This is a genomic window from Polaribacter sp. PL03, assembly GCF_033875165.1.
GTDB lineage: Bacteria > Bacteroidota > Bacteroidia > Flavobacteriales > Flavobacteriaceae > Polaribacter.
In genome coordinates this window covers 58,152-84,428 of sequence record NZ_JAWZSV010000002.1, presented here as the reverse complement: position 1 = coordinate 84,428, position 26,277 = coordinate 58,152, and the positions used below count along the sequence as shown (strand labels likewise).

Genomic DNA, 26,277 nt, shown 5'->3' with positions numbered 1-26,277 from the left:
ATTTACTAAAACTCATTTGAGTTAGTTTTAACATTATTTAAACTAAGATACCTCTTGCAAAAGAGGTATTTTTGCATTATAAATATAATATTGATTATGATAGAAGAAAAAAAGAAATCATCTTTAGGAAAGAAAATACTTAAATGGACTGTTTCTATTTTTTTAGTTTTATTAATTGCATTAATTTCTATACCCTTTTTATTTAAAGATAAAATTGTAGAAATGGTTGCTAAAACAGTTAATAATAACATAAATGCAACAGTAACTTTTAAAGATACAGATTTAAGTTTATTAAGAAATTTTCCTTTAGCTAGCCTAAAAGTAAATAATCTTGTAATCGCTAATAAAGCACCTTTTTTAGGAGATACTTTATTTAATTCAGAAGAATTAAATTTAAAACTAAATATTACAGAGCTTTTTAAAAGTTCAACAGAAACCTTAGAAATTAATAGTATTACTGTAGCTAAAGGTGCGTTAAACATCATCTTTAATAAGGATAATCTTGGTAATTATGATATTGCTAAGAAAAGCAATACTGCAGCAGAAACTTCAGAAAACTCATTATCTCTAGCTATAAAAGAGTACGAATTAGAAGATGTAGATTTTAGTTATTTTGATAAAAACTCTCAAATAAAATTAGCAATTGACAGCATTTATCACACTGGTAAAGGTAACTTCGAAAAAGACATTTTAGATTTAGATACAGAATCTACTGCTAAAGTTTCTTTAGATATGGACAACGTAAATTATCTAAAGGATGTAAATGTAAAATTAGATGCCGTTTTAGGAATCGACCTAAAAAACTCGAAATACACATTTAAAGAAAATACTGGTTACATTAACCAATTACCTTTAGAGTTTAATGGTTTTATTCAATTAGTAGAAGAAAATCAGTTATATGACATGACGTTTAAAACGCCAACTTCTTCATTTAAAAACTTACTTGCCTTATTACCAAAACAATATGCAGGAAATTTAAACACCATAAAAACAGAAGGAAATTTTGACTTAAAAGGAATTGTTAAAGGAACACTTTCTAAAACTACAATACCAACTTTAGACATTTCTTTTATCTCTAAAAATGCCATGTTTAAATATGCAGATTTACCAAAAGCTGTAAATAATATAAATATCGATGCCAATATTATTAACAAAACAGGTTTAATTAAAGATACATACGTTGCTATTAACAACACTTCTTTTAAGATAGATAAAGATGTTTTTAGTGCAAGTGGTAAGGTTGCAAATCTAACAGAAAATGCTAAAATAAATATAGAAGCTAAAGGAAGCATCAACTTAGATAATATTAGCAAAGTCTACCCTATTGCTTTAGAAAACGAATTAGAAGGTATTTTAAAAGCAGATGTTATTACAAATTTTGATATGAATTCTATTGAAAAAGGAAACTATCAAAACATAAAAAATAAAGGAAACATTACCGTTTCTAACTTTAAATATAAAGGAGATGATGTTGCTAATCCGTTTTTTATTGATAAAACTTCCGTTACATTCAACACAAATACCATAAAACTAGAAGAATTTAATGCAAAAACAGGTTCTTCAGATTTGGCAATTCAAGGAAATCTAGAAAACTTTTATGGCTTCTTGTTTAAAGACCAGAAATTAAAAGGAAACTTCAATCTAAATTCTAATACCTTTAAAGTAGACGATTTTTTAGCAAAAAGCAATACTACAGCTAAAACACAAGAATCTTCTAGCTTAAAAATTCCTGCTTTTTTAGACATTACCTTAAATACAAAAGCAAAGAAAGTAATTTACGACAATATTAATCTTACAAACGTTTCTGGTAGTGTTTTAATTAAAGATGAAACAGTAAACTTAAAAGACTTAAAGTCAAATATTTTTGGTGGTAATATAGGCTTTAACGGAGTTGTTTCTACTAAAGGAGCAAAATCTAAATTTAATATGGATTTGAATCTAAAAGAACTAAACATTGCAGATTCTTTTAGTAATCTAGAAATGTTAAAAGCCATTGCTCCTATTGCAAAAACTATAGAAGGTAAAATAAATTCTACCATTAAAGTTTCGGGAAATTTAGGGGATGATATGACGCCAGATTTAAAATCTATTTCAGGAGATTTATTAGGTCAATTATTAAATACCAAACTAAAACCTAGTAATTCTAAAATGCTAAGTTTACTAGGTTCTAAAGTAGATTTTTTAGATGTTAGTAAACTAAATTTAAATGAAGTAAGTGCTTTGTTTACTTTTAATAATGGTGAAGTAAGTCTAAAACCTTTTAACCTTAACTATAATGATATTGGTATAAAAATTGGAGGTAAACATGGTTTCGATAATACAATGAATTATAATATTACTTTCGATGTTCCTGTAAAATATTTAGGAAGTACAGTTACAACTGCTTTAGCAAAACTAACACCAAAAGATGCTGCAGAAGTAAAAAGCATTCCTGTAAACGGAACACTAACAGGTAGTTTTTCTAGCCCTAACTTCTCTTCTAACATTAAAAATGCAACAGCAGATTTAATGAAAAACATTATAGAAAAGCAAAAACAGAGCTTAATAAACCAAGGAAAAGATAAATTAAAAGATTTACTTTCTAATGGAACTAAAAAAGATTCTACAAAAACAAACGACAAAACTAAAGACAAAATAAAAAATGTTTTAGGTGGTTTATTTGGTAAGAAAAAGGATACGACTAAGCAAAAATAAACTCAGTTTAAAGAGAAAAAAAAACGGAAGCAAATTGCTTCCGTTTTTTTTTGCTGTAATAATTTTTATTTACGATGAAGCAACCAAACCAATAATACCAACAACTGCAGCTAAAATATAAATAGATAAAATTATAATAGTAAAGACTCCTATAAATTTATAATGAGATTTTAACATTTCGAAAGCCTTTGCTAAAACATCATTATCCTTAGATATTAATGCTTTTTTCATTTTTACAGAAAACTGATATAAATAATAGATTGGAAAAATGTAAATAAGACCACAAACTAAATAAAACCCAGTCATCATTCCACCAACATTAAAAGGCATTGCTTGTGTTTGCGGTAAATTTTCATAAAGTGCACCAATAAAGAAACTACCAACAAGCATTAAACCTGTAAAAATAAAGCCCATTATAGATAAAAACTTACACCATTTAGCTGTTTCTTTTAAAAAACTTCTAGAAGCTCCGTTTAAAGTTAATTCTTCTAATTCTGTAATTGCATTTTGCATAGTAATTTATTTTGTTAGTTAAGAATCTCAAAAATAGTCAATTTTAAATTTTAACAAAAAAGAAAGCCACAAATAATAAAATTTGTGACTTTGTAAATATATAATTTATATAATGTTATTTCTAAAACTCAGAAATTGTGTTTTTAATAATCGCAATACAATCCATTAATTGCTCCTCTGTCATTACTAAAGGTGGCGCAAAGCGAATAATGTTACCATGTGTTGGTTTTGCAAGTAAACCGTTGTCACGTAATTTCATACAAATATCCCAAGCAGTAGAACTGTCTTCAGAATCATTTATTAAAATAGCATTTAACAACCCTTTACCTCTAACAGATTCTACTAAATGATTGTTTTCACAAAATTCAGTTAATTCTGCTCTAAAAATAGCTCCTAATCTATCTGCGTTTATTGCTAATTTTTCATCTGCAACAACCTCTAAAGCCGCCATTGCAACAGCTGCAGAAATAGGATTTCCACCAAATGTAGAACCATGGTTTCCAGGGCCAATTACATTCATAACAGCATCATTTGCTAAAACAGCAGAAACAGGATATACTCCTCCACTTAAAGCTTTTCCTAAAATTAAAACATCTGGTTTAACTTCTGGTGTACCAGAACAGTTTTTCTCTGGGCAAGAACAGTTACCACAAGTAGCTAATAAACGTCCCGTTCTAGCAATACCAGTTTGTACTTCATCTGCAATAAATAACACATTATGGTCTGCACACATCTTTTTTGCAGCAGCTAAATAACCATCCGAAGGTACAAAAACACCCGCTTCACCTTGTATTGGTTCCACTAAAAATGCAGCAATATTATTACTGCTTTCTAAAGTTTCTTGTAATTGCTGTAAATTATCATACTCAATTTTAATAAATCCTTTAGTGTATGGACCAAAATTCTTTCTAGCTACAGGATCATTAGAAAATGAAATAATAGTAGTAGTTCTACCATGAAAGTTGTTTTCACAAACAATTATTTCAGCTTTATTTTCATCAATACCTTTTACTTCATACGCCCATTTTCTGGCAATTTTTAAAGCTGTTTCTACAGCTTCAGCACCCGTATTCATTGGTAAAAGCTTATCAAAACCAAAAAGTTCTGTTGCATACTTCTCATACTTTCCTAACATGTCATTATAAAATGCACGCGAAGTAAGCGTTAAGGTTTTTGCTTGCTCTACCATTGCATCTACAATTCTAGGATGACAATGCCCTTGGTTTACTGCAGAATAAGCAGACAAGAAATCGTAATATTTTTTTCCTTCAACATCCCAAACATATACACCTTCACCTTTACTCAAAACCACAGGAAGTGGATGATAGTTATGTGCACCATGTTTACTCTCTAATTCTATCGCTTGTTGCGATGTAAGTTTGTCTAAAACAGCCATTTTTTTCGTTTTAAATGTTTATAATTAAATAACCATTCCTGTTCTACCTTTATCCTTTCAGTAAAAACTGAAAATTCAGCGTGGGAAAGAAATCATCCCCGAAGTTTTACAAAAGTACTAAAATAAAAACTTGAAATAAAAATTATTTGTGCGTTCCCAAAAGGTCGCGCTTTCACTACTCGCTTTTTTCGTACCTCAAAAGAGCTCAAACAAACCGTTCTATCGCTAACGCAAATGGCAAACTAGAAAGACCGTAAACTTAAATTCAATATCAGCAAATCTATCAATATCTTTTCCTAATTTTGCAAATCAAAATAATAAGAAATGCCACGTAGAGAACGAAACAAATTTGTAAAGAAAAATCAAGTTTTAGAATTAAAAATTGAAGATTACGCTTTTGGAGGAAAAGGAATTGCAAGAATCCATTCAGAAGAAGGTAGTTTTGTAATCTTTGTACCTAATACTTTACCTGGTCAATTGGTAAAAGCACAAATAAGTAAGTCTAGTAAAAACTATGCAGAAGCTAAGTTAATAGATGTTTTAGAGCCTTCAGAAGACGAAATTGAAGTTCCTTACCAAGACATTCCTGGTGCACCATACATTCAATTACCCATAGAATTACAACATAAATATAAAAAAGAAAGTACTTTAACACTATTTAAAAAAATAGGTAAAGTAGAAAATATAGAAGATTTATTTGACGAATTTGTAACCTCGCCAAACGTGTTTCATTATAGAAATAAAATGGAATATGGTTTCTCTGCAATTGGTTATGATAGAGTTACAAAAAGAGACAAAGACGAATTTACGTTAGGTTTTAAGAGACGTGGCGTTTGGTGGATGGGAGATAATTTAGAGAAAGACTCTGGTTTGTTTGATAAACAAATGGAAGACAATCTAAAAAACATTAGACAATACTGTATAGAAACAGGTTTAGAACCTTGGCACGGACCCAAAAAGACAGGTTTCTTTAGGTATTTTGTTGTTAGAAAATCTTTTAAAACAGACGAGTTACTTTGTAACCTTGTTACTACTTCACCAGAATTAGAAAATTTCGATTTAAATAAATTTGCAAACTTTTTAAAAGATATTTTCGGAGATCGTTTAGCAGGTTTATTACATACAATTAACGACGAGACTGGCGATAGAACTATTGCAACAGCTGGTAGTTTAGATCTAGTGTATGGTAAAGATAAAATTGTAGAAGAATTATTAGGTTTAAATTTTGAAATTAGCATGAAAAGCTTTTTTCAAACCAACCCAAAATGTGCAGAAAAATTATACGATAAAGTTGTAGAGTACGTTTTAGAAGATAAAACCAAAGTAGACAATACTGTTGTAATGGATTTATTCTGCGGTACAGGAACTATCGGACAAATTGTTGCTTCTAAATCTGAAAACGCAAAAATTGTTGGTGTAGACATTGTTGCATCTGCAATTGAAGACGCAGAGAAGAATGCTAAAAGAAATAATATAGATGGTTTAAAATTCTTTGCTGCAGATGTGGGGAAGTTTTTAAGTGCACACCCAGAATATGAGAATAAAATTAAAACTATTATTTTAGATCCTGCAAGAGCAGGAATTGCACCAAAAACCTTGCAAAAGATAATAAACCTTAAAGCAGACAGAATGGTGTACGTTTCTTGTAACCCTGCAACACAAGCAAGAGATACAGAATTGTTGGCTGAGGCAGGTTATACTATTAAAAAGATTAGTTTAGTAGACCAGTTTCCACATACAAGCCATATTGAGACGGTTGTTTTATTTGAGAAGAATTAAACTCAATTTAACATCATTTTAATTAAAGTTTATTTCAATAATTATATATTTAAAAATTAAATCCTATTACCTTGAAAACAATAAAATTATCTGAAACAGCAATCGAGAAGAAGTTAGAAAAACTTATAGATTGGGAATATTATGACAATGCATTACATACAGATTTCGAGTTCGATAACTTTAAAGATTGTATGTCTGCAATGAACAGAATAGCATTTGAATGTGAGGCTTTAAATCATCACCCAGAATGGACAAATATATACAATACGCTAGATATTACATTAACAACGCATGATGCAGATGGTGTAACAGAATTAGATTTTAAATTAGCAACTGCAATTAATAAAATTGTAGAAGTTGAAGAAGAAGACTAATTCAATAAAAAAAATCTAATTCTTATATTTAACTTGTGAAAAAAATTATTCTATTACTTCTTATATCTGTAGCTATCTTTTCCGCATGCGAAAAAGATGATTTCTGTACACAAAACCCTGTTACATCAAAACTAATTATTACTTTTTATGATGAAACAAACAGAGAAACATCAAAAAATGTACAGTTTCTTTCTGTTTGGTCTGGTACCAAAGATACAATAGCACAATACACAAGTGTAACCTTAGATAGTATCGCCATTCCTTTAAACTCTTTAACGTCTGAAACTGTTTATACTTTAAAGAAAAATGCAACAGGTGGTGCTAAAATAGATAATGAAATTGCAACTTTTACTATAAAGTATAACACAACAGAAGAATATGTTTCTAGATCTTGTGGTTTTAAAGTGCTTTTTAACAATGTAGAGTTTTCTTCTAGCGCAAGTTCTTGGATAACAGATTTTACACCTACTACTATTACTAATTTAAATAATCAAACAACAGCACATGTACAAATATTTCATTAGCATTTGTTTGATTTTTGTTTTTGCTGAAAGTTTTTCTCAAGAACAAAAAAAAGACACAATTATTAATATTGAAAAAGATTCTACTATTTTTAAAACGAATTACGGTTTACGTTTAGGAATAGATATTAGCAAACCAATAAAAGCTTCCTTTGATGGTACTTATAGTGGTTTTGAAATTGTTGGAGATTATAGAATAAAGAAAAACTTATATTTAGCTGCAGAAGTTGGTTATGAGGAAGAAATAAGTGACGAAGATTATACGAACTCTACCTCTAAAGGTAGCTACATTCGTTTAGGTGTAAATTATAATGCCTATAAAAATTGGTTAGATATGAATAACGAAATTTTTGTAGGTTATAGATATGGTTTTAGTCTATTTGATCAAACTTTAAACAATTATACACCTAATGTTTCAGACGCAGAAAACGGTAATTATTTTCTTGCAGACCTTAATTCAGCTACTATTACTTCTTCTAATTTAAATGCACATTGGTCTGAATTTATGTTAGGAATAAAAGCAGAAACATTAAAAAATTTCTATGTTAGTTTTAGCGTTTCTTATAAAGTTTTAATGAGTGTTAAAGAACCAGAAGATTTTAAAACATTATTCTCTCCTGGGTTTAATCGAATTTTTGAAACAAATACTGGTTTCGGCTTCAATTATACCTTAACTTACCTAATTCCGTTTTCAAAAAAATAAAATCAGTTAGTTAATTACTCTTTTTTTAGTAACTTTAACCTCTGTTTTTAATAAAAAACTAAAACAATGAATAAAATACCAAGTGTAAACTTAGCAGACTTTTTATCTAATGATAAAAATAGAAAGCAAAAATTTATAGATGAAATTGGTCACGCTTATGAAAACATAGGTTTTGTGGCTTTAAAAGGGCATTTTTTAGATGATAAATTAGTGTCTGACTTATATAGTGAAATTAAGAACTTTTTTGATTTACCAGTTGAAACAAAAGAGAAATATGAAATACCAGGTATTGGTGGGCAAAGAGGTTATGTTTCTTTTGGTAAAGAGTCTGCAAAAGGCAAAAAAGAAGGAGATTTAAAAGAGTTTTGGCATTTTGGGCAATATGTAGAAGATGATGTAGAAAGAGCCAAAGAATACCCAGAAAACGTACTTGTTAAAGAATTGCCAAAGTTTAATGAGGTTGGTAAACAAACGTATAAAATGTTAGAAAAAACGGCTAAATATGTATTGCGTTCTTTAGCATTGCATTTAAATTTAGACGAAACGTATTTCGATAATTATATTAAAAACGGAAATAGTATTTTACGTCCTATACATTACCCACCAATTGAAACAGAACCTAAAGGCGCAGAAAGAGCTGCAGCTCATGGAGACATTAACTTAATTACTTTGTTAATGGGTGCTCAAGGAAAAGGTTTACAAGTACAAAACCATAATGGAGATTGGATTGATGCTATGGCAGAACCAGATGAGTTAATGATTAATGTTGGAGATATGTTGTCTAGACATAGTAACAATAAATTAAAATCTACTATTCATAGAGTCGTGAATCCGCCAAAAGAAATGTGGGGAACTTCTCGTTATTCAATTCCGTTTTTTATGCACCCAATATCAGAAATGAAATTAGATGTTTTAGAAGATTGTATCGATGCTGAAAATCCAAAACAATTTGAAGATATTACCGCAGGTGAATTTTTAGACCAACGTTTAAAAGAATTAGGCCTTAAAAAATAAGTATTCGATTTACAGTAGTAGTTTCAAATTAAAAAATGAATAGAATACTGCTACTATAAATTGCAAACGATAAACAATGGATTTTAAAGATCAATTAAAAAACTTATTTCCAGAACATGAGGAAAAAATTGAACCAGTAAAGGAGAAATCTAATATTTGGTTACAAGAAGATCCTATAATCTGTAAATATGAAAAACGAAAAGGAAAACCAATTACTATTTTAGAAGGTTATACTGGTGCAACCTCCGATTTTAAAATTTTAGCAAAAGAAATTAAAACCAAACTTTCTGTTGGTGGTAGTTTTAAAGATGATAAAATTATTATTCAAGGAGATTACAGAGATAAAATAATGACTATGCTTAAAGACAAAGGTTTTAAAGTAAAAAGAGTTGGTGGTTAAAAAATATAAATATGAGTATACAACAATCTGAATTAATTTTAAATCCTGATGGTAGCATTTATCACTTGAATTTAAAACCTGAAAATATAGCGAACGATATTATTTTTGTTGGCGACCAAGATAGAGTAGATAAAATTACAGACCGTTTTGATTCTGTTGAATTTACAACACAAAAAAGAGAATTTAAAACCTCTACTGGTATTTATAAAGGCAAAAGATTATCTGTAATTTCTACAGGTATTGGGCCAGATAACATAGATATTGTTTTAAATGAACTAGATGCTCTTGTAAATATCGATTTAAAAACAAGACAATCAAAAAAAGAGTTAACAGCTTTAAATATTGTAAGAATTGGTACTTCTGGTTCTTTACAAAAAGATATTCCTGTAGATTCTTTTTTAATGAGTTCACATGCCTTAGACTTAAATGGTATGCTTCACTCCTATCAAATTGAAGAAATTTCTAATGAAGAAATTGAAAATGCATTTGTAAAACATACTAATTGGAGTACTAAGAAATCAAACCCTATTTTAATTGAAAATAGCAGTGAATTAGCACAAAAATTAGATTCAGAAAAAATATTTAAAGGAATTACTGCTACAGCTGGTGGTTTTTACGGACCACAAGGAAGAGTTTTACGTCTACCTCTACAAGATGCAGATATTAATAATAAAATAGATTCTTTTAATTTTAACGGAAATAGAATTACCAATTTAGAAATGGAAACTTCTGCTATTTATGGTTTATCAAAACTTTTAGGGCACAACGCAGTTTCTATGAATGCAATTATAGCAAATAGAGCAAATGGTACTTTTAGTGAAGATTACCAAAAAGTTGTAGAAGACTTAATTGAGTATTCGTTAAACAAATTAGCCGAATAAATGACAAATTTAAGAGTTGGTGGTGTACCAGAACACTTTAACTATCCTTGGTATTTAACATTAAAAAATAAAGAATACACAAAAGAAAACATCAATTTACGTTGGCAAGATTTCCCTGGCGGAACTGGTGCTATGTGTAAAGCACTTCGTTCTGGTGAAGTTGATGTTGCTATTGTTTTAACAGAAGGTATTATTAAAGACATTGCTGCAGGAAATCCTTCTAAAATAGTACAAACCTTTGTAGAAACTCCTTTAATATGGGGTATTCATGTGGGGCATAAATCTAAATTTAAAACAATTAAAGATTTAGAACACGCTACAATTGCAATTAGTAGATTTGGTTCTGGTTCTCATTTAATGGCTATTGTAAATGCTTTTAACCAAGGTTGGAATGTAGAAAACTTAAAATTTAAAGTAATAGGTAATTTACAAGGTGGTATAGATGCACTAACAAACGGAGAAGCAGATTATTTTATGTGGGAGCATTTTACAACAAAACCTCTGGTAGACAATGGTACTTTTAGAAGGGTTGAAGATTGCCCAACACCTTGGCCTTGTTTTGTTATAGCTGTTAGAAATGAAGTTTTAGAAAATAATTATAACGAAGTAAAAAAAGTCTTAAGCATTATAAATGCACAAACTAGAGATTTTAAAAATATTAAAAATATTGATGAAATTCTAGCTAAAAGGTACGAACAGAAGTTAGAAGACATTCAAAAATGGTTAAAAATTACCGAGTGGAATGATGGAGAACCTATAACAGAAAACTTAATTACACAAATACAAAATAAAATGGTTCGTTTTAACGTTATAGAAGAGAAGAAAAAATCGAGTGAGTTCATAAAAAATATGTACATTTAAGCCTTTAAAAACCTTACCAATGAAAAAAGTAGTATTTGTTGCAATTTGTATCGTAGGAATTATTTGTTTTTCTTCTTGTAGAAGTACCTCTAAATCGTGTGGTTTAGCAGATACCTCAACAACCAACCAAACAACATTAAAACAGATAGAGCTATTATAATCTTTCTGTTTCTTAATTTCAAATTCAATGAATCCGCTTTTAAGCGGATTTTTTTATGCTTTATAAATAACTGTTAGACATAACATTAAAATTACTTTAACCAAACTTTTTCATAAGATTTACCTTACCAACTTTTAATAATTACTTTACCATAACAAAACAATAAGCTTGTAAGTTTGAGAAACTAATTAAAACATGCTTTTGTTTTTACTTCTTTTTAAAAATCAAATTTTTAGCTTAATAACTAAAAATAGTATCATTTATAGAAAATTTAAAGACAACGCACCTTTTACTTTTCAAAATGAAAAAACACAAGAAACGTAAGTTAGATTATGTTGTAATATCAGATGTACACTTAGGTACTTATGGTTGTAAAGCAACAGAATTATTAAACTATTTAAAAACAATAGAGCCTAAAGTATTAATTCTAAATGGTGATATTATTGATATTTGGCAGTTTAACAAACGTTATTTTCCTAAAGCTCATATGAGCGTAATTAAACACATTACCTCTCTCCTATCTAAAGGAACAGAAGTATATTATATTACAGGAAACCATGATGAAATGTTGCGAAAATTTAAAGGATTTCAATTAGGGAACTTTAAAATTCTAAACAAATTAATAGTAACTATTGATAATAAAAAAGCATGGATATTTCATGGAGATGTATTTGATGTTACTATGAAACACTCTAAATGGTTAGCCAAATTAGGTGGCAAAGGCTACGATTTATTAATTTTAATAAACACCTTTATAAATTGGATAAGTAAGCTTCTAGGATATGGAAAATTATCACTTTCTAAAAAAATAAAAAACAGTGTAAAAAGTGCTGTTAAATTTATCAATCATTTTGAAGAAATAGCGTCTGAAATTGCAATAGACAATAAATACGATTATGTTATTTGTGGGCATATTCATCAACCAGAAATAAGAGAAATTTCAAATGCAAAAGGTAAAACTACATATTTAAATTCTGGTGATTGGATAGAGAATTTAACTGCATTAGAATATGAAAATAAACAATGGAGTTTGTATGAATATGCTAAAGATGATATTGCAAAAAGTTCAAATAAAGAATTAAGTAAAAAAGAATTAAAAGCTTTACAAAAAGAAGAATCTAATAATTTTATTTTTGATGAGTTCTTAAAAGAATTCGAAATTCAAAAACCTTTAAAATAGTTTTTATGAAAATATTATATGCTATTCAAGGTACAGGTAACGGGCATTTAACAAGAGCTAAAGAGATTATACCTTTATTACAAGAAAAAGGAGAACTAGATATTTTAGTTAGCGGAAACGAAAACAATTTAGAGTTAGGTTTCGAAGTTACTTATAATTTAAAAGGTTTAAATTTTACGTTTGGTAAAAACGGAGGAATTGATTTTTATACAAGTTATAAAAAGATGAAACTTGGTCGTTTTTATAAAGAAATTAAAAACTTACCAATAAAAAATTACGATTTAGTTATAAATGATTTTGAACCTATTTCTGCTTGGGCAGCAAAACTACATAATATTAATATTATTTCTTTAAGCCATCAAAATGCAGTGTTAGACAAAGCGTCTCCAAAAACTGGTAAATTTAACATAGAAAAACTAATTCTAAAGTATTATGCGCCTGCAAAAGAGCGATTTGGCTTTCATTTTAGTAGTTATAGTTCTACTATATTTACACCTATTATTCGACAGAAAATAAGACAAAAAAGAACTATTAATAAAGGGCACATTACTGTTTATTTACCGGCATATCATCATGATAAAATAATTAAAATACTTTCTAAAATACCAATAGTAAAATGGCATATTTTCTCAAAAAACACTACGAAATTAATATTTCAAAAAAACATTACCATTTTTCCTGTAAGTGAATTCGACTTTATAAAAAGTATGGCTTCTTCTAGTGGTGTTCTTTGTGGTGCTGGTTTTGAAACACCGGCAGAAGCTTTGTTTTTAAATAAAAGGCTAATGGTAATACCTATGAAAAATCAATATGAACAACAATGCAACGCATTAGCATTAAAAGAAATGGGAGTACATACTCTAAGTAAATTAAGTAGAAAACAAGTTCCAAAAATTGCAAAATGGATACATTCGGAAACTACAATAAAAGTAAGTTATGAAGATACTACAGAAGATATTTTAGATGCTCTTTTATTACCTTTTTATAAAGAACCTATATTACCTACCATTTTATCGTAGCTTTATCTATTTCTGTTAAAAAATTATTAGTTTTAGAAAAATGTTTACTGCCAAACCAACCTCTCCAAGCACCTAAAGGAGAAGGATGAGGAGCTCTATATACCGTGTGTTTATTTAAATCTATAAGTTGTGTTTTACTTTCTGCAAATTTTCCCCAAAGTAAAAAAACAACATTTTCTTTTTTTGTAGATATTTGTTTAATAATAGCATCTGTAAAAGTTTCCCACCCTTTTTTCTGATGACTACCTGCTTCGTGAGCTCTTACCGTTAATGTTGCATTCAATAATAAAACTCCTTGTTTTGCCCACCTTTCTAGATTACCGCTTTCTGGTATTTCTTGATCTAAATCTGTAGCAATCTCTTTAAAAATATTTTTTAATGATGGAGGATGTTTTACTTCGTCTTTTACCGAAAAACACAATCCGTTTGCTTGATTTACATCATGATAAGGATCTTGACCAATAATTACCACTTTTAAATCTTCTATAGAACAAAAATTAAACGCCGCAAAAATATCTTCTTGTTTAGGAAAACATTGGTGAGTTTTATATTCAGAATCTACAAAACTTGCTAACTCTTTAAAATAAGGTTTCTCAAATTCTGATTGTAATATTACTTTCCACGATTTAGAAATATACTTTTCCATCTTAATATCAATTTAATAATTTCATCAAAGGTATTTAATTTAATCAGAAGCAACTTTGCTTTAATCAATCATTTGTTGCAAGCTGTAAGAGAAGTTTAAAATTTAAAACAGGGTTACTTTTAAGTGTGTTTTTCCTTAAAAAAAACAGTGTTTTCCCTCTATACTTTTAGAAGTGGTAAAACTAACTTTGAATAACTTTAAATAATAATTATGAAAAAAAACTATTTATTCTATCGACTAAAAAAACTTTGCCAAAGTAAAGGCATTGTTTTAGCCATACTATTTATGGCCGCTTTTAGCACAAAAGCACAAACCAATGTTTCTAATACTGTTACAATTGGTAACCACAATATGTACAAATCTGCCTCTGTAGATTCTATTAAAACTGGTGCTTTATTTAATTATAAACTCCATTTAACAGTTTATGGAGATGGTAGTACAATAACTCTTTCAGATCAATTACCACCTTTTATAGAGTTGGTAAATGGCGTTGGAAACATTCAAGTTACTCCTGCAGGTTTTAATCCTAATGCTACCATTAATAATACAAATTTAGTTTCTGTCGTTTTAACTGCTCCTTCAAATGGAAGTAGTACTTCTGTAGAGGTTATTATACCTGTTCGTTTTAAAGGAGGTATTACACCAGATTGCACAGTTGCAAGTAATTCTGCTTCTATGTCAATTAATGATCAATCAGTTACTACAGCACCAATAGACGTAGAAGCAATAGCAAAACTAAACTGGGAAATAAAAAAACAAATAATAGCACCTACACAAAAGGATGCTGCTGGTAACTGGGTAATAACACCAGGAGGAACAGCAAGATTTCGAATTGCAATAGTAGAAAAACATCCTAGTGAAAATATTGGTGTTTTAAATTTAAACAGCTTACAAATTATAGAAATACCACAACCTTTAAATGCTACAATTAGTATTGCTAGTGTATTTGGTAATAATAATATAGTACCAGGAGATTTTACTCAAAATGGGAATACATTTACTTTAAGTACTAATAGATTTTTAGATGCAACAAAACCTAACAGTTCTCTTTATTTAGACCTAAATATAACCTACCCAAGTAATGCTGCTATTGGAACCTGTTTTGGTAATGTAGCAGAAGTTACAGCAAATTATGCCGCATGTAATACTAATGGCGTTTTTACAGATAGCAGCCCTGTTGGTGTTAATGCACCTTGTGTTACTGTTGTTGCAAGTATTGGTAGTAACTATAATACTTATTTTTATAAAGGGTTAGTAATGCCAAATAAAACTGTAGGTTGTACTGGTGAATATTTTATTCATTTTCAAAATAATTCTACAACTGGTGAAATAGTACAAAATTTCAATATTTTAGATAATATTCCTTCTAATATTACTGTAAATTCTATTAGTTGGCAAACTAATCAGCAGCAAACAGGTAATTATATTTTAAATAGTACATCTACCAATATTACTACAACTAATGGTTCTGTTGGTACTATTCCTAATTCGCTAAGTTCTATTAATTTTAACCTTGCCTCTAATTTAAATAGTGGTAAATATTTTAGAATTAAAATAGGCTTTACAGTTAATAGTAATATTGCCGTTGGTACAACTATTTCTAATACAGCAACAGTTACTGGTAATTTTATTAACAATAATACTGTAATTAATAAAACTAGTACTAACGAATTTGTTGTAGAAGCAGGTAAACCTAAAATTTATGTAGGTAAAGAAGTTTGCTTAGGAGATAATAAGTTTTATAACCCTGGAGACATTGTTAGGTATAAATTATCTATTATAAATTATGGTTCAGATGCTTTAAATAACGTAGTTATATCAGATGTTTTAGATCCTAATTTTACCTATGTTGGTAACCCTAGTTATTATTCTAGTACAGCACCAACAAATAATTTAGGCTGTAACCCAGCAATATCTGGTAATCTTAATAGTTGGGGTGTTAATTTAACCACACCAAACCCTACAGCTTCTGCTACTGGTACTAACTTAGAATGGACAATACCATCTATAGGACCAAATTGTAATTCTTTGGCATGGTTTCATCCTAGTATTACTTATGCAAATAATAATAACGGGTATGAAAAAAATTATATAGAGTTTGATGTTAAAATTAATGAAAATGCACCTCCTGGTTTATACAATAATAATTTTACAGTAAATGGAGATGAGATTAGTAATGCAGTTACGTCTAACAATTCTAGAGTTAATGTAAAAGAGTTGGCTGGTATTTCTACTATTAAATTACAAAGTTTAGATAATGGTACAACTTGGACTAACTCTTCTATAACTCCTAATGTTTTACCTGGTCAGAATATTTTATATCGTTTAAATATTAAAAACCTTGGTAATCTAGAATTTAAAGATTTGGTAATTACAGATGCTTTACCAAACGTAACCTATACCTCTGGTTCAGAAACCATTTCAGTTTCTACAAATAACGGTGGTCCTTTTATTAATAATACAACAGATTTCACAGCAACAGTATCTAGTAATAGTACAATTGTTATTTCTTCTATTACTGGTTTTCTATTTGTAAATGGAGATGAGATTAACATAGATATACCTACTAATGTAAAAACAGATGCGCAAATAAATAGTACTATTTGTAATACTTTTAATTTAACAGGAGTAGATTATTTAAACAGAGGCGCACCTATTAATTTATCTCCCGCAAATGTTTGTGCAATTGTTAAAGATAATTGTCCTGGAGTTGACAATGCAGACCAAGTAGATACAGATGGCGATGGTATTGGTGATGCGTGTGATAATTGTTCTACGATAAACAATCCTAACCAAATAGATACCAATGGAAATGGAATTGGTGACGCTTGTGAGCCAATTATAGATGAAGATTGTTTTACTTTTGATAGCTATTTTAATAAAGAAAATTGGATAAATAATAGTTTACAAGATGTTTATTTTGAAGAAGACAAAGAACATCAAACATACATTTCATTTGTAAATAGCCAAAAAGAATCTAGTCTTATAAACAATAATGATTTCTCTGGTGATTGGATTAAAAAATACCCAGGTAATTGTATGTGTTTCGATTTTAAAATCAAATACAAAGATCCAAAAAGTAGTACAATTGGTACAGCACCTAAATTAGCTATTTATACTGGTCAACAAATATCTTCAATAACTCAAATAAATACAAGATTAAGAGCTGTATTTGTTGGTAATAGCGCAAACCAAACGTTACCAAATAATGTATGGAATAACTATTGCTTGCCAATATATGAGGCTAGTAACAACACAGTACCAAGTAATAGTTATGGTGGTTGGCAATTATTTAATGCAAATAGTACAACGCTATTAACCGGAACTGCTGCTGTAAATGCATGGAATCAATTAATTATTGGAGTAACAGGTATTGTATTTGATTCTGAATATGATGGTACAAATTCTGAAATTATTAGTTTAGACAACTTTTGTGCATCGGAATGTGAACCTCCTTGTACAGGTAGAGAAGACACGGATAAAGATGGTATACCAGATAAATGTGATAATTGTCCTGATGAATACAATCCTGATCAAAAAGATACAGATGGTGATGGTATTGGTGATGTGTGTGACCCAGATTGTATTAAAGGTGAAGGACCAGATAGAGATAAAGACGGTATTCCTGATGCTTGTGATAATTGCCCTACAAAGTATAATCCTGATCAAAAAGATACAGATGGTGATGGTATAGGTGATGCTTGTGACCCAGATTGTGAAGGTGGAGAAGATAGAGATAAAGATGGAATTCCAGATTTATGTGATAACTGTCCAGATAAATACAATCCAGATCAAAAAGACACAGATGGTGATGGAATTGGTGATGCTTGTACAGATGATGGTTGTACAGGGGAAGATTCTGATAAAGATGGTATTCCTGACGAGTGTGATAATTGCCCAAATACATTTAATCCAGATCAAATAGACACAGATGGAGATGGTATTGGTGATGCGTGTGATAATTGTAAAGAAATTTCAAACCCAGATCAATTAGACACAGACCAAGATGGTTTAGGAGATGTTTGTGACCCAACTCCATGTGGAGATAAAGATTCTGATGGAGATGGTATAGGTGATTTATGTGATAATTGTCCTAATACTTATAACCCAGATCAATTAGATAGCAATAATAATGGTATAGGTGATGTTTGTGACGATCCAATAGACACATGTGGCGATATAGATACTGATGGTGATGGTGTTTTTGATGATTGTGACAATTGTATTAAAACTGAAAATCCAGATCAATTAGACACGGATGGAGATGGTATTGGTGATGTATGTGACCCTACTCCTTGTGGTACTGAGGATAAAGACAATGATGGAATTCCAGATTTATGTGATAACTGTCCAGAAATTTCAAATCCGAACCAAGAAGATACAGATGGTGATGGAATTGGAGATGCGTGCGAACCTTGTATTACAGATTCTGATGGAGATGGTATATTGAACAATGTAGATAATTGTCCTAATAATGCCAATCCGAATCAAGAAGATTCTGATAACGATGGTATTGGCGATGTATGTGACCCTATAATTGACTTTACTGTTGGTCCGTTTATTTGGACAGATTTTACATTCGAAGTAATTGAAAATACTGGTGTTATAATAGATGATTATGACTTTAATATTGGTTCAGATTTTGTTACAGACTTTACTATCAATTTAGTGTATGCAGATATTGTATTTGATACTGAACAAGATCCTAAAACAACTTCTAAAGTTTCTTTAAATCCTTTAAAAAGTGAAATTTCTCATAAGGACATGGAATTGAAAAATCCTGTTTATGGAAACGAAAATAAAGGAAACTCTATTTTTAATGAAGTTTCTTGGTTCTCTAAAGACGGTGTAAGTTTAAAAGAAAAACAAAACTTTAAACTATCTTTTAATTTACCTCATTTTAAAGACTGTGCAGATTGTAACTATATAGCTACCTTATATTTTAAAGTATCTATTAAAGATAAATATGGTAATTATAAAGAAGATCTTATTTTAAGAGAAGTAAAAGTTAAAGCTGGTAAAGTTCTAGCTACTTCTAATGAGAACTTAAAAACATCATTTTTGATTTATCCAAATCCTGTAAAAGAATATTTAAACATATTTACAGAACAAAAAGGAAATAGTGTTTTATATGATATTAATGGTAAAGAAATAAAACGTTTTATTATTAATAATGGAGACAATAGAATAAATTTAAGTAATTTATCTAAAGGAATTTACATTCTAAAAACAACAGGAGATAGTTTTAAAAAGACCTCTAAGATTGTTATAGAATAAGAAATTATATATAAATTTTAATCACTAAAGCTCCATGTTATTATAACATGGAGCTTTTTTTATACTATAATATAAAAGTGGCTATTATTTTTTGTTATGTGTTTTCCCTTAATAAAAAAGAGTGTTTTTCCTCTATACATTTCTAAACGGTAAAATTAACTTTGAAAAACTATAAACTAAAATTATGAAACTAAAACTACTTGCAATTGTCTTCACTTTTATATCTAGTGGCATCTTGTGTCAAAATGTAGTAATACCAAGCTATGAATTTAAACAAGTTTTGTTAAACTACTCACCTTCTATTGATATTAATAACGATAACCAAATTTCATTTATAGAAGCTTTGGCTGTTACTACATTAGATGTTTCTTATTATCAAGAATCTATAATGAATGATCCTATGGATCCTTTCGGAGGTGGTGGTACTATTGGTATTTCAAATTTCACAGGTATTGAAGCTTTTAAAAATTTAACCTCATTAACATGTAAACAAAACGATTTAACAAGTTTAGATGTTTCTGCATTAACAAAACTAACTTATTTAGATTGTTCTTCTAATATTAATCAAATGGGCAGTATTAATAATAGTGGTATTTCTAGCCTTATACTTCCCAACAGTGGAACTTTACAAACTTTAATTTTTAATGAAAATTACATAACATCATTAGATCTTACAAATCAAACTGCTTTAACTAATATAAATGGATCAAGTAACTCTTTAACTAGTATAAACTTAACAAATACAAACGCTTTAGAAGTCTTAAATGTAAATTATAATTATAGTTTAACCACTTTAGATTTATCTAATCATATAAATCTTAATACATTAAAAGCAGACAATTGTACTTTAAGTAATTTAAACCTAAATAATACACCACAATTAAAAACACTTAATTGTAAACAAAACCTATTAGTTACTTTAGACACATCAACTAGTATAGCTCTACAAACTTTAAAGTGTTATCAAAATAAAATAAGTTCTTTAGATCTAACGAATAATATTAATTTAATTTCAGTAGCTACAAATAACAATTTACTAACTAATTTACAGTTACCAAATACTACAACACTAACTAACTTATTATGTCAAAATAACAAATTAACAAATTTAGATACATCGATTGCTACAGAACTTGTAACACTTAACTCAAGCTCAAATTTATTAACAAATCTAACATTACCAGTTACAAGTACCTTGTTAACAATAGAAACAACATCTAATAAACTTACAACATTAAATACAACTAACGTTACTGGGTTAATAACTCTAAAGGCTTTTAATAACCTTTTAACTAGTTTAACATTACCAAATTCTATTACTTTAAAAACTTTAGAAATTCATAACAACCAATTAGCTGTTATTAATTTAGCTCCACAAACTGGTTTGGTAACTGTAAACATAGGTAATAATCTTTTACCTTTATTAGATGTATCTCAAAATTTAAGCTTACAAACATTACGTTGTGATAATAATCAATTAGCATCTTTAAATACCTTATCTAACACTTCTTTAAATTACTTAAGTTGCTCAAATAACTTATTAACTGATATCAATACAACAACTACAAATACGTTAACTAGTTTATATTGCTCTGGAAATTTACTAACAGAATTAGATTTATCTAGTTTTTCTAATTTGAGTGCAATTTATTGTAACAATAATTTATTAACATCTTTAAATCTTAAAAATGGAAATTCTAATTCTTTAAGATACTATTCTAGCATCTTTTCTGGTACAACAACTTTTAATGCTAAAAATAATGCTAACCTAGATGCTATTTGTGTAGACGATGCATTAGTAGCTGCTGGAAACTTAACTAATGGAATAGATTCAAATACAAACTTCACACAATATTGTTCTTTTGTTCCTGTAAATTCTAATACAATAACAGGTACTATATCTTACGATTTTAATAATGATGGTTGCGATGCTACAGATACAAAATCTGTTAATACAAGAATTAATAGCGCAAGTACAAATGTAAGTGCTTCTTCTTTTAGTTCTTCAGATGGTTCTTACACAATATATATTAATGATACAGATGTAAATACAGAAATCATTCCTAATTTTCCTTCTTTCTTTTCTGTAACTCCAAACACAAAAACAACCAATTTTACAGGTTCTGGCAATACAGAAGTAATCGATTTTTGTATTACAGCAAATCAAGTTGTAAATGATGTGAAAATTACAGTAATACCAACTACAGAAGCTAGACCTGGTTTTGATACTTCTGTAAGAGTTTATTATGAAAACATAGGTTCTAGTACTTTATCTGGTACAGTAGATTTAGCCTTTCCAGATAATCAACTTAGTTTTCTAAATGCAAGTATTGTTCCTGATGCACAAACAAGTACATTATTAACTTGGAACTATACGAACTTACTTCCTTTTGATAAAGGTTATATAGATGTAATTTTTAACATCAACACACCTGTTGCTGCAACAAATCCTGTAAACGGAGGTGATTTAATAGTATATACAAGTAATATTACTAGTTCAGATACAGATGTTAACCCAACGGATAATACAAGTACGTTTACAGAAATAGTAGTAAATTCTTATGACCCTAATGATATTGTTTGTTTTGAAGGAGATTATATAGATGCTATCGAAGTTCCTAATTTTTTAAATTATAGAGTTCGTTTTCAAAATACAGGAACCGCTTCTGCTATAAATATTGTTGTGAAAAATGAATTAGATGCAGATTTAGATTGGTCTACTTTTACCCCTGTTTCTGCAAGCCATAATTATAGAACTTCTATAGAAGAAGGTAATAAAGTTGAATTTATTTTTGAAAACATTCATTTAGCAGATAGTTTATCTAATGAACCCGAAAGTCATGGTTGGGTTTTCTTCAAAATAAAACCAAAAAGTACTTTTAGCTTAAGCGATGTTGCAGAAAATACTTCTTATATTTATTTTGATTATAATGCTCCAATAATAACAAACACTGCAACAACCCAATTAACTAGAATTGCTTCCTTAACAACCACTACTGCAAATAACATTACCCAAACTAGCGCAGATTTGGCAGGTAATATTTCTACCAATGGTGGTGCATTAGTTACAGAAAGAGGAATTGTATATACAATAACCAGTAATAATGGTAACCCAGAAATTGATGGAACCGATGTTATAAAATTAAATAACGGAACAGGTATTGGAGCTTTTAGTAATTCTATAACCAATTTAATACCAAATACACAATACTCATTTAAATCTTATGCTATAAACTCTGCAGGTATTAATTATGGTAATTTAGAAACTTTTACAACCAATGCACTTATAGTACCAACTATAAATTTTACAGATATTTCAAAAACTTATGGAGATTCAGATTTTCTATTAAGTGCTACTTCAGATTCTACAGGCGAAATTATTTATACCATAGAAGGTAACGCAAACGGAACTTCAATAATTGGCACAAATAACAACCTTATAAACATTGGCGATGCTGCAACAATAACAATTAGAGCCACTACAACAGAAAATAATATGTATGCTCATGGTTCTAAAGACATTACTTTAACAATTAATAAAGCTAATTTAACAGTTACTGCAGATAGTTTTTCACGAATTTACGGAGATGCAAACCCAACATATACATTCCAATATTCTGGTTTTGTAAACGGAGAAGATGTAACTATTTTAGATGAAGAACCAATAATTTCTTCTGTTGCTACACAAAATTCTAATATTGGTTCTTATGATATATTGTTTACTAATGGTGCAGACAACAACTATTCTTTAATTTTTATAAATGGAAATTTAAGTGTTAGCAAAAGGTTAATAAGTATTTTAGCAGATAATGTAACAAAATCTATAGGAGATTCAGACCCAAACTTAACCTATCATATTACCAGTGGTGCTTTAGTAAATGGAGATGTTTTTACTGGAAATATCAACAGAGTTTCAGGAGAAACACTAGGTACCTATGCTATACAAAAAGGCACTTTATTTGTTAGTAATAATTATTTAGAAACTTTTACAGAAGGTATTTTTACTATTTCTTCAACGGCAGGTTTAGCTTCCGATTTTCTTGATAAAAACCTAACAATATATCCTAATCCTGTTAGAGATATATTAGTAATAAAAGTAAATAATAACATTATTGTAAACAAATTTAGCCTTTATAATGTACAAGGTAAAATCATAAAAAATGTAATCCTTAAACAAAAAACAAATATTTCTAATTTGCCAACAGGCATATATTTTATTAAGATTGAAACAGATAAAGGAATTGGCATTAAAAAAATAATTAAACTGTAAAACCTTTTCTAAAACTTCATAAAGTTACTAATTTAATCTCCGTTTAGTAATTATTGTTAGAGCTTATACTATTAGCAAAGTATAAGCTCTTAACATTTATAAAAACACAAAAAAACAACTTTTTTAACTTCATAAACTTCATACTTTAAGTCTTCAAAAAATAACTTCTTTTGAAAAGATGTTTATATTAAAAAGAACAATAAAAAAAGAGTGCTTGTTTCTAAAACCAAACGAAAAGAATTTATAAATTTGCTATAACTAAAAAACCTTATTGTTGAGCACTAATATTTCAGAAAAAACATTACAAGATTTAGAGTTTTCTACCGTTTTACAGCATGTTGCAGAACATTGTATTTCTGGTTTAGGAAAAGAAAGCGTACGAGAAATTCAGCCAATAGAAAGCAGAAAACAGCTTTTTACAGAGTTGTATTTGGTAAATGAATACCTATCTTCTTTTCAAAGTGAGAATAGAATACCAAATCATGGCTATGATAATGTTACAGAAAGTGTAAAACGACTTGCTATAGAAAATAGTTTTATAGAAACAGAAGCTTTTTTAAAAATTGCAACTACTTCTTTAACAGTAAATGAATTAATTAAGTTTTTCAAGAAATTTAAAGTGCAGTTCCCTACATTTTTCGAACTTTCTCAAAAAATAGAATTCACTACTTATGTAGATGATGAAATTAAGAAAATTATCGATATTTCTGGTGAAGTTAAAAATAACGCGTCTTCTACTTTAAAACAAATTAGAAGAGATATTAATAATATTCGTGGTAAAATTGGTGCTAGCTTTTCTAGTGCTCTCTCCTCTTCTATTTCCTCTGGTTATTTAGATGATATTAAAGAAACAGTAGTAGATAATCAGCGTGTTTTAGCAGTTTCTGCTATGTACAGAAGAAAAGTTGCTGGTAGTTTATTAGGTGCTTCTAAATCTGGTAACATAGTTTATATTGCACCACAAGCAACATTAGCATATAGCAGAGAGTTTCAGAATTTGGTATATGAAGAAAAACAAGAAGTAATTAAAATATTACGTGCTTTAGCAGAAACTATTCGTCCTTTTACACCACTTTTAGAGGAATATTTAGCCTTTTTAGTACACACAGATGTAATTGGTGCAAAAGCAAAATACGCGCGAGAAATGAACGCTATTTTGCCAAAAATAACAAAAGAGAAGAGAATTTATTTTAAAGATGCTGTACACCCTATTTTATGGCGAAAAAATAATGCCCAAAAAGTAAAAACAATTTCACAGTCTATAGAGTTAAACGAGAAACAACAAATTATAGTTATTTCTGGCCCAAATGCTGGTGGAAAAAGTATTACGTTAAAAACGATTGGTTTATTGCAGTTAATGCTACAAAGTGGAGTTTTAATTCCGGTAGATGAACGCAGTCAAACCTATATTTTTGATACTATTTTAACAGATATTGGAGATAACCAATCGATAGAAAACCAATTAAGCACCTATAGTTATCGTTTAAAAAACATGCGTAATTTTTTACGCAGATGTGGGGAAAGTACCTTGTTTTTAATTGATGAATTTGGTACGGGATCTGACCCCGAATTAGGTGGTGCTTTGGCAGAAATCTTCTTAGAAGAATTTTACAATAAAAAAGCGTTTGGTATTATTACAACCCACTACTCTAACTTAAAAGTATTGGCAAACGAATTAGAAAATGTTACCAATGCAAATATGCAGTTCGATGAGCGTTCTTTAGAACCTTTATATAAATTGTTTATTGGGCAAGCTGGTAGTTCTTTTACCTTTGAAGTTGCTCAAAAAAATGGAATTCCGTTTAGTTTGATAAATAAAGCAAAAAAACGGGTAGATACAGAAAAAGTACGTTTAGATAAAACTATTTCTAGACTTCAAAAGGAAAGAACAAAACTACAAAGAAACTCAGATAATTTAGAAAAACAGAAATCTAAAGGACAAGAGCATTTAGAAAGCTTACAGGAGAAAGAAGATAAAATACAGTCTAAACTAGCTGGTTTTCAAGAATTGTATGATAATAACCAAAGAATGCTTTCTTTGGGAAGAAAAATTAACGAGTTTCTAAACAAATACTTTCAGAATAATAACAAGAAAGAGTTAAATACTAACTTTAATAAATGGGTTGTGGATGAAAAGGTAAAATATGCCAAGAAAAATCCTATAAACCCCAAAACAAAATCTCAGAAACAAAAAGCTAAAGTTGTTGAAAAACAAATGCAAGAGGTAATTAAAAAAGTAGAAAAAGAGGTTTTGCAAAAGGTTGTAGAGGTTAGAAAAGAAAAGAAAATTGCTGATGTTAAAATAGCAGAGGAAAAAGCAGCTTACAATTATCAAATTAACGACAGAGTGCGTATTAAAGATTCTAATTCTGTAGGTACAATAGATAAAATAGACAAGAAAAGTGTAACTATAAATTACGGAATTTTTACTACAAAAACATCTGTAAATAATTTAGAATTGGTAGAAAAAGTTAAAAAATAGTTTATAGATAATAGTGGAAAACATAAGTAGGTACAAGAATAATTTTATAAGGAATTAAATTAACATTCAATTAAAGAAAAGTAAAACCTAAATTATGCCATAAAAAA

Annotated in this window: 18 protein-coding genes; 15 read left to right on the top strand and 3 right to left on the bottom strand. The window is 29.0% G+C overall.

Going from position 1 to position 26,277, the window contains the following annotated elements; genetic code table 11:
• The first annotated feature begins 96 nt into the window (after positions 1 to 96).
• A complete protein-coding gene (locus tag SHK09_RS03600; RefSeq protein WP_319809414.1) occupies positions 97 to 2,694 on the top strand; it encodes an AsmA-like C-terminal region-containing protein in 2,598 nt (865 codons plus the stop codon).
• 69 nt (positions 2,695 to 2,763) lie between these two features.
• On the opposite strand, the gene SHK09_RS03595 is transcribed toward SHK09_RS03600, so the two are convergent.
• Both SHK09_RS03595 and rocD read right to left on the bottom strand, forming a co-directional pair.
• A complete protein-coding gene (locus SHK09_RS03595) occupies positions 2,764 to 3,207 on the bottom strand; it encodes a hypothetical protein (protein WP_319809413.1) in 444 nt (147 codons plus the stop codon).
• 121 nt (positions 3,208 to 3,328) lie between these two features.
• Positions 3,329 to 4,603 carry an ornithine--oxo-acid transaminase gene (rocD, locus tag SHK09_RS03590; protein WP_319809412.1) on the bottom strand — a complete coding sequence of 425 codons (1,275 nt, stop codon included), beginning with the start codon at positions 4,601 to 4,603 and terminating at the stop codon, positions 3,329 to 3,331.
• A gap of 324 nt (positions 4,604 to 4,927) precedes the next feature.
• On the opposite strand from rocD, the gene rlmD reads away from it, so the two are divergent.
• From rlmD to SHK09_RS03535, 11 genes are all read left to right on the top strand, one after another.
• Entirely contained in the window at positions 4,928 to 6,382 is a 1,455-nt protein-coding gene (gene rlmD / locus SHK09_RS03585) for a 23S rRNA (uracil(1939)-C(5))-methyltransferase RlmD (protein WP_319809411.1), read from the top strand.
• A gap of 71 nt (positions 6,383 to 6,453) precedes the next feature.
• Positions 6,454 to 6,756 carry a 4a-hydroxytetrahydrobiopterin dehydratase gene (locus SHK09_RS03580; protein WP_413774270.1) on the top strand — a complete coding sequence of 101 codons (303 nt, stop codon included), beginning with the start codon at positions 6,454 to 6,456 and terminating at the stop codon, positions 6,754 to 6,756.
• A 35-nt stretch (positions 6,757 to 6,791) separates the two neighbouring features.
• Positions 6,792 to 7,280: a DUF6452 family protein gene (locus SHK09_RS03575; RefSeq protein ID WP_319809410.1), complete on the top strand. Its 489-nt coding sequence runs from the start codon at positions 6,792 to 6,794 to the stop codon at positions 7,278 to 7,280.
• Positions 7,261 to 7,980 (top strand): DUF6048 family protein, encoded by a 720-nt coding sequence (locus SHK09_RS03570; protein ID WP_319809409.1) that lies wholly within the window; start codon positions 7,261 to 7,263, stop codon positions 7,978 to 7,980. Before SHK09_RS03575 ends, SHK09_RS03570 begins: the two co-directional genes overlap by 20 nt.
• Before the next feature lie 66 nt (positions 7,981 to 8,046).
• Entirely contained in the window at positions 8,047 to 8,994 is a 948-nt protein-coding gene (locus SHK09_RS03565; RefSeq protein WP_319809408.1) for an isopenicillin N synthase family dioxygenase, read from the top strand.
• Positions 8,995 to 9,070: 76 nt separating this feature from the next.
• On the top strand, positions 9,071 to 9,394 hold the full coding sequence (locus SHK09_RS03560) for a translation initiation factor (RefSeq protein ID WP_319809407.1): 324 nt from the start codon (positions 9,071 to 9,073) through the stop codon (positions 9,392 to 9,394).
• Between the two features lie 11 nt (positions 9,395 to 9,405).
• Positions 9,406 to 10,275 carry a nucleoside phosphorylase gene (locus SHK09_RS03555; RefSeq protein WP_319809406.1) on the top strand — a complete coding sequence of 290 codons (870 nt, stop codon included), beginning with the start codon at positions 9,406 to 9,408 and terminating at the stop codon, positions 10,273 to 10,275.
• A complete protein-coding gene (locus tag SHK09_RS03550) occupies positions 10,276 to 11,136 on the top strand; it encodes a substrate-binding domain-containing protein (RefSeq protein ID WP_319809405.1) in 861 nt (286 codons plus the stop codon).
• Between the two features lie 19 nt (positions 11,137 to 11,155).
• Positions 11,156 to 11,296, top strand: a complete 141-nt coding sequence (locus SHK09_RS03545) for a hypothetical protein (protein WP_319809404.1) — start codon at positions 11,156 to 11,158, stop codon at positions 11,294 to 11,296.
• A 301-nt stretch (positions 11,297 to 11,597) separates the two neighbouring features.
• Positions 11,598 to 12,476 (top strand): UDP-2,3-diacylglucosamine diphosphatase, encoded by an 879-nt coding sequence (locus SHK09_RS03540; RefSeq protein WP_319809403.1) that lies wholly within the window; start codon positions 11,598 to 11,600, stop codon positions 12,474 to 12,476.
• A gap of 5 nt (positions 12,477 to 12,481) precedes the next feature.
• Complete coding sequence (locus tag SHK09_RS03535) at positions 12,482 to 13,495, top strand: glycosyltransferase family protein (protein ID WP_319809402.1); 1,014 nt, start codon at positions 12,482 to 12,484, stop codon at positions 13,493 to 13,495.
• Here the strand turns inward: SHK09_RS03535 and SHK09_RS03530 are convergent.
• A complete protein-coding gene (locus SHK09_RS03530) occupies positions 13,479 to 14,141 on the bottom strand; it encodes a uracil-DNA glycosylase (protein WP_319809401.1) in 663 nt (220 codons plus the stop codon). The genes SHK09_RS03535 and SHK09_RS03530 overlap by 17 nt on opposite strands.
• Positions 14,142 to 14,351: 210 nt before the next feature.
• Between SHK09_RS03530 and SHK09_RS03525 the strand changes: the two genes are divergently transcribed.
• The 3 genes from SHK09_RS03525 to SHK09_RS03515 all read left to right on the top strand — a co-directional run bounded on the left by SHK09_RS03525 (position 14,352) and on the right by SHK09_RS03515 (position 26,170).
• A complete protein-coding gene (locus SHK09_RS03525; RefSeq protein ID WP_319809400.1) occupies positions 14,352 to 19,418 on the top strand; it encodes a thrombospondin type 3 repeat-containing protein in 5,067 nt (1,688 codons plus the stop codon).
• A 184-nt stretch (positions 19,419 to 19,602) separates the two neighbouring features.
• Positions 19,603 to 23,688, top strand: coding sequence for an MBG domain-containing protein (locus tag SHK09_RS03520; protein ID WP_319809399.1), 4,086 nt, complete (start codon positions 19,603 to 19,605; stop codon positions 23,686 to 23,688).
• Between the two features lie 274 nt (positions 23,689 to 23,962).
• Complete coding sequence (locus tag SHK09_RS03515; RefSeq protein ID WP_319809398.1) at positions 23,963 to 26,170, top strand: endonuclease MutS2; 2,208 nt, start codon at positions 23,963 to 23,965, stop codon at positions 26,168 to 26,170.
• The last annotated feature ends 107 nt before the right edge of the window (positions 26,171 to 26,277 follow it).

Bases quoted from the DNA above. Each gene is read 5' to 3' on its own strand.
- SHK09_RS03555 (WP_319809406.1), top strand. From the start codon at position 9,406: ATGAGTATACAACAATCTGAATTAATTTTAAATCCTGATGGTAGCATT.
- SHK09_RS03535 (WP_319809402.1), top strand. From the start codon at position 12,482: ATGAAAATATTATATGCTATTCAAGGTACAGGTAACGGGCATTTAACA.
- SHK09_RS03595 (WP_319809413.1), bottom strand. From the start codon at position 3,207: ATGCAAAATGCAATTACAGAATTAGAAGAATTAACTTTAAACGGAGCT.
- SHK09_RS03530 (WP_319809401.1), bottom strand. From the start codon at position 14,141: ATGGAAAAGTATATTTCTAAATCGTGGAAAGTAATATTACAATCAGAA.
- rocD (WP_319809412.1), bottom strand. From the start codon at position 4,603: ATGGCTGTTTTAGACAAACTTACATCGCAACAAGCGATAGAATTAGAG.
- SHK09_RS03520 (WP_319809399.1), top strand. From the start codon at position 19,603: ATGAAACTAAAACTACTTGCAATTGTCTTCACTTTTATATCTAGTGGC.
- SHK09_RS03565 (WP_319809408.1), top strand. From the start codon at position 8,047: ATGAATAAAATACCAAGTGTAAACTTAGCAGACTTTTTATCTAATGAT.
- SHK09_RS03570 (WP_319809409.1), top strand. From the start codon at position 7,261: ATGTACAAATATTTCATTAGCATTTGTTTGATTTTTGTTTTTGCTGAA.
- rlmD (WP_319809411.1), top strand. From the start codon at position 4,928: ATGCCACGTAGAGAACGAAACAAATTTGTAAAGAAAAATCAAGTTTTA.
- SHK09_RS03600 (WP_319809414.1), top strand. From the start codon at position 97: ATGATAGAAGAAAAAAAGAAATCATCTTTAGGAAAGAAAATACTTAAA.
- SHK09_RS03540 (WP_319809403.1), top strand. From the start codon at position 11,598: ATGAAAAAACACAAGAAACGTAAGTTAGATTATGTTGTAATATCAGAT.
- SHK09_RS03525 (WP_319809400.1), top strand. From the start codon at position 14,352: ATGAAAAAAAACTATTTATTCTATCGACTAAAAAAACTTTGCCAAAGT.
- SHK09_RS03560 (WP_319809407.1), top strand. From the start codon at position 9,071: ATGGATTTTAAAGATCAATTAAAAAACTTATTTCCAGAACATGAGGAA.
- SHK09_RS03550 (WP_319809405.1), top strand. From the start codon at position 10,276: ATGACAAATTTAAGAGTTGGTGGTGTACCAGAACACTTTAACTATCCT.
- SHK09_RS03545 (WP_319809404.1), top strand. From the start codon at position 11,156: ATGAAAAAAGTAGTATTTGTTGCAATTTGTATCGTAGGAATTATTTGT.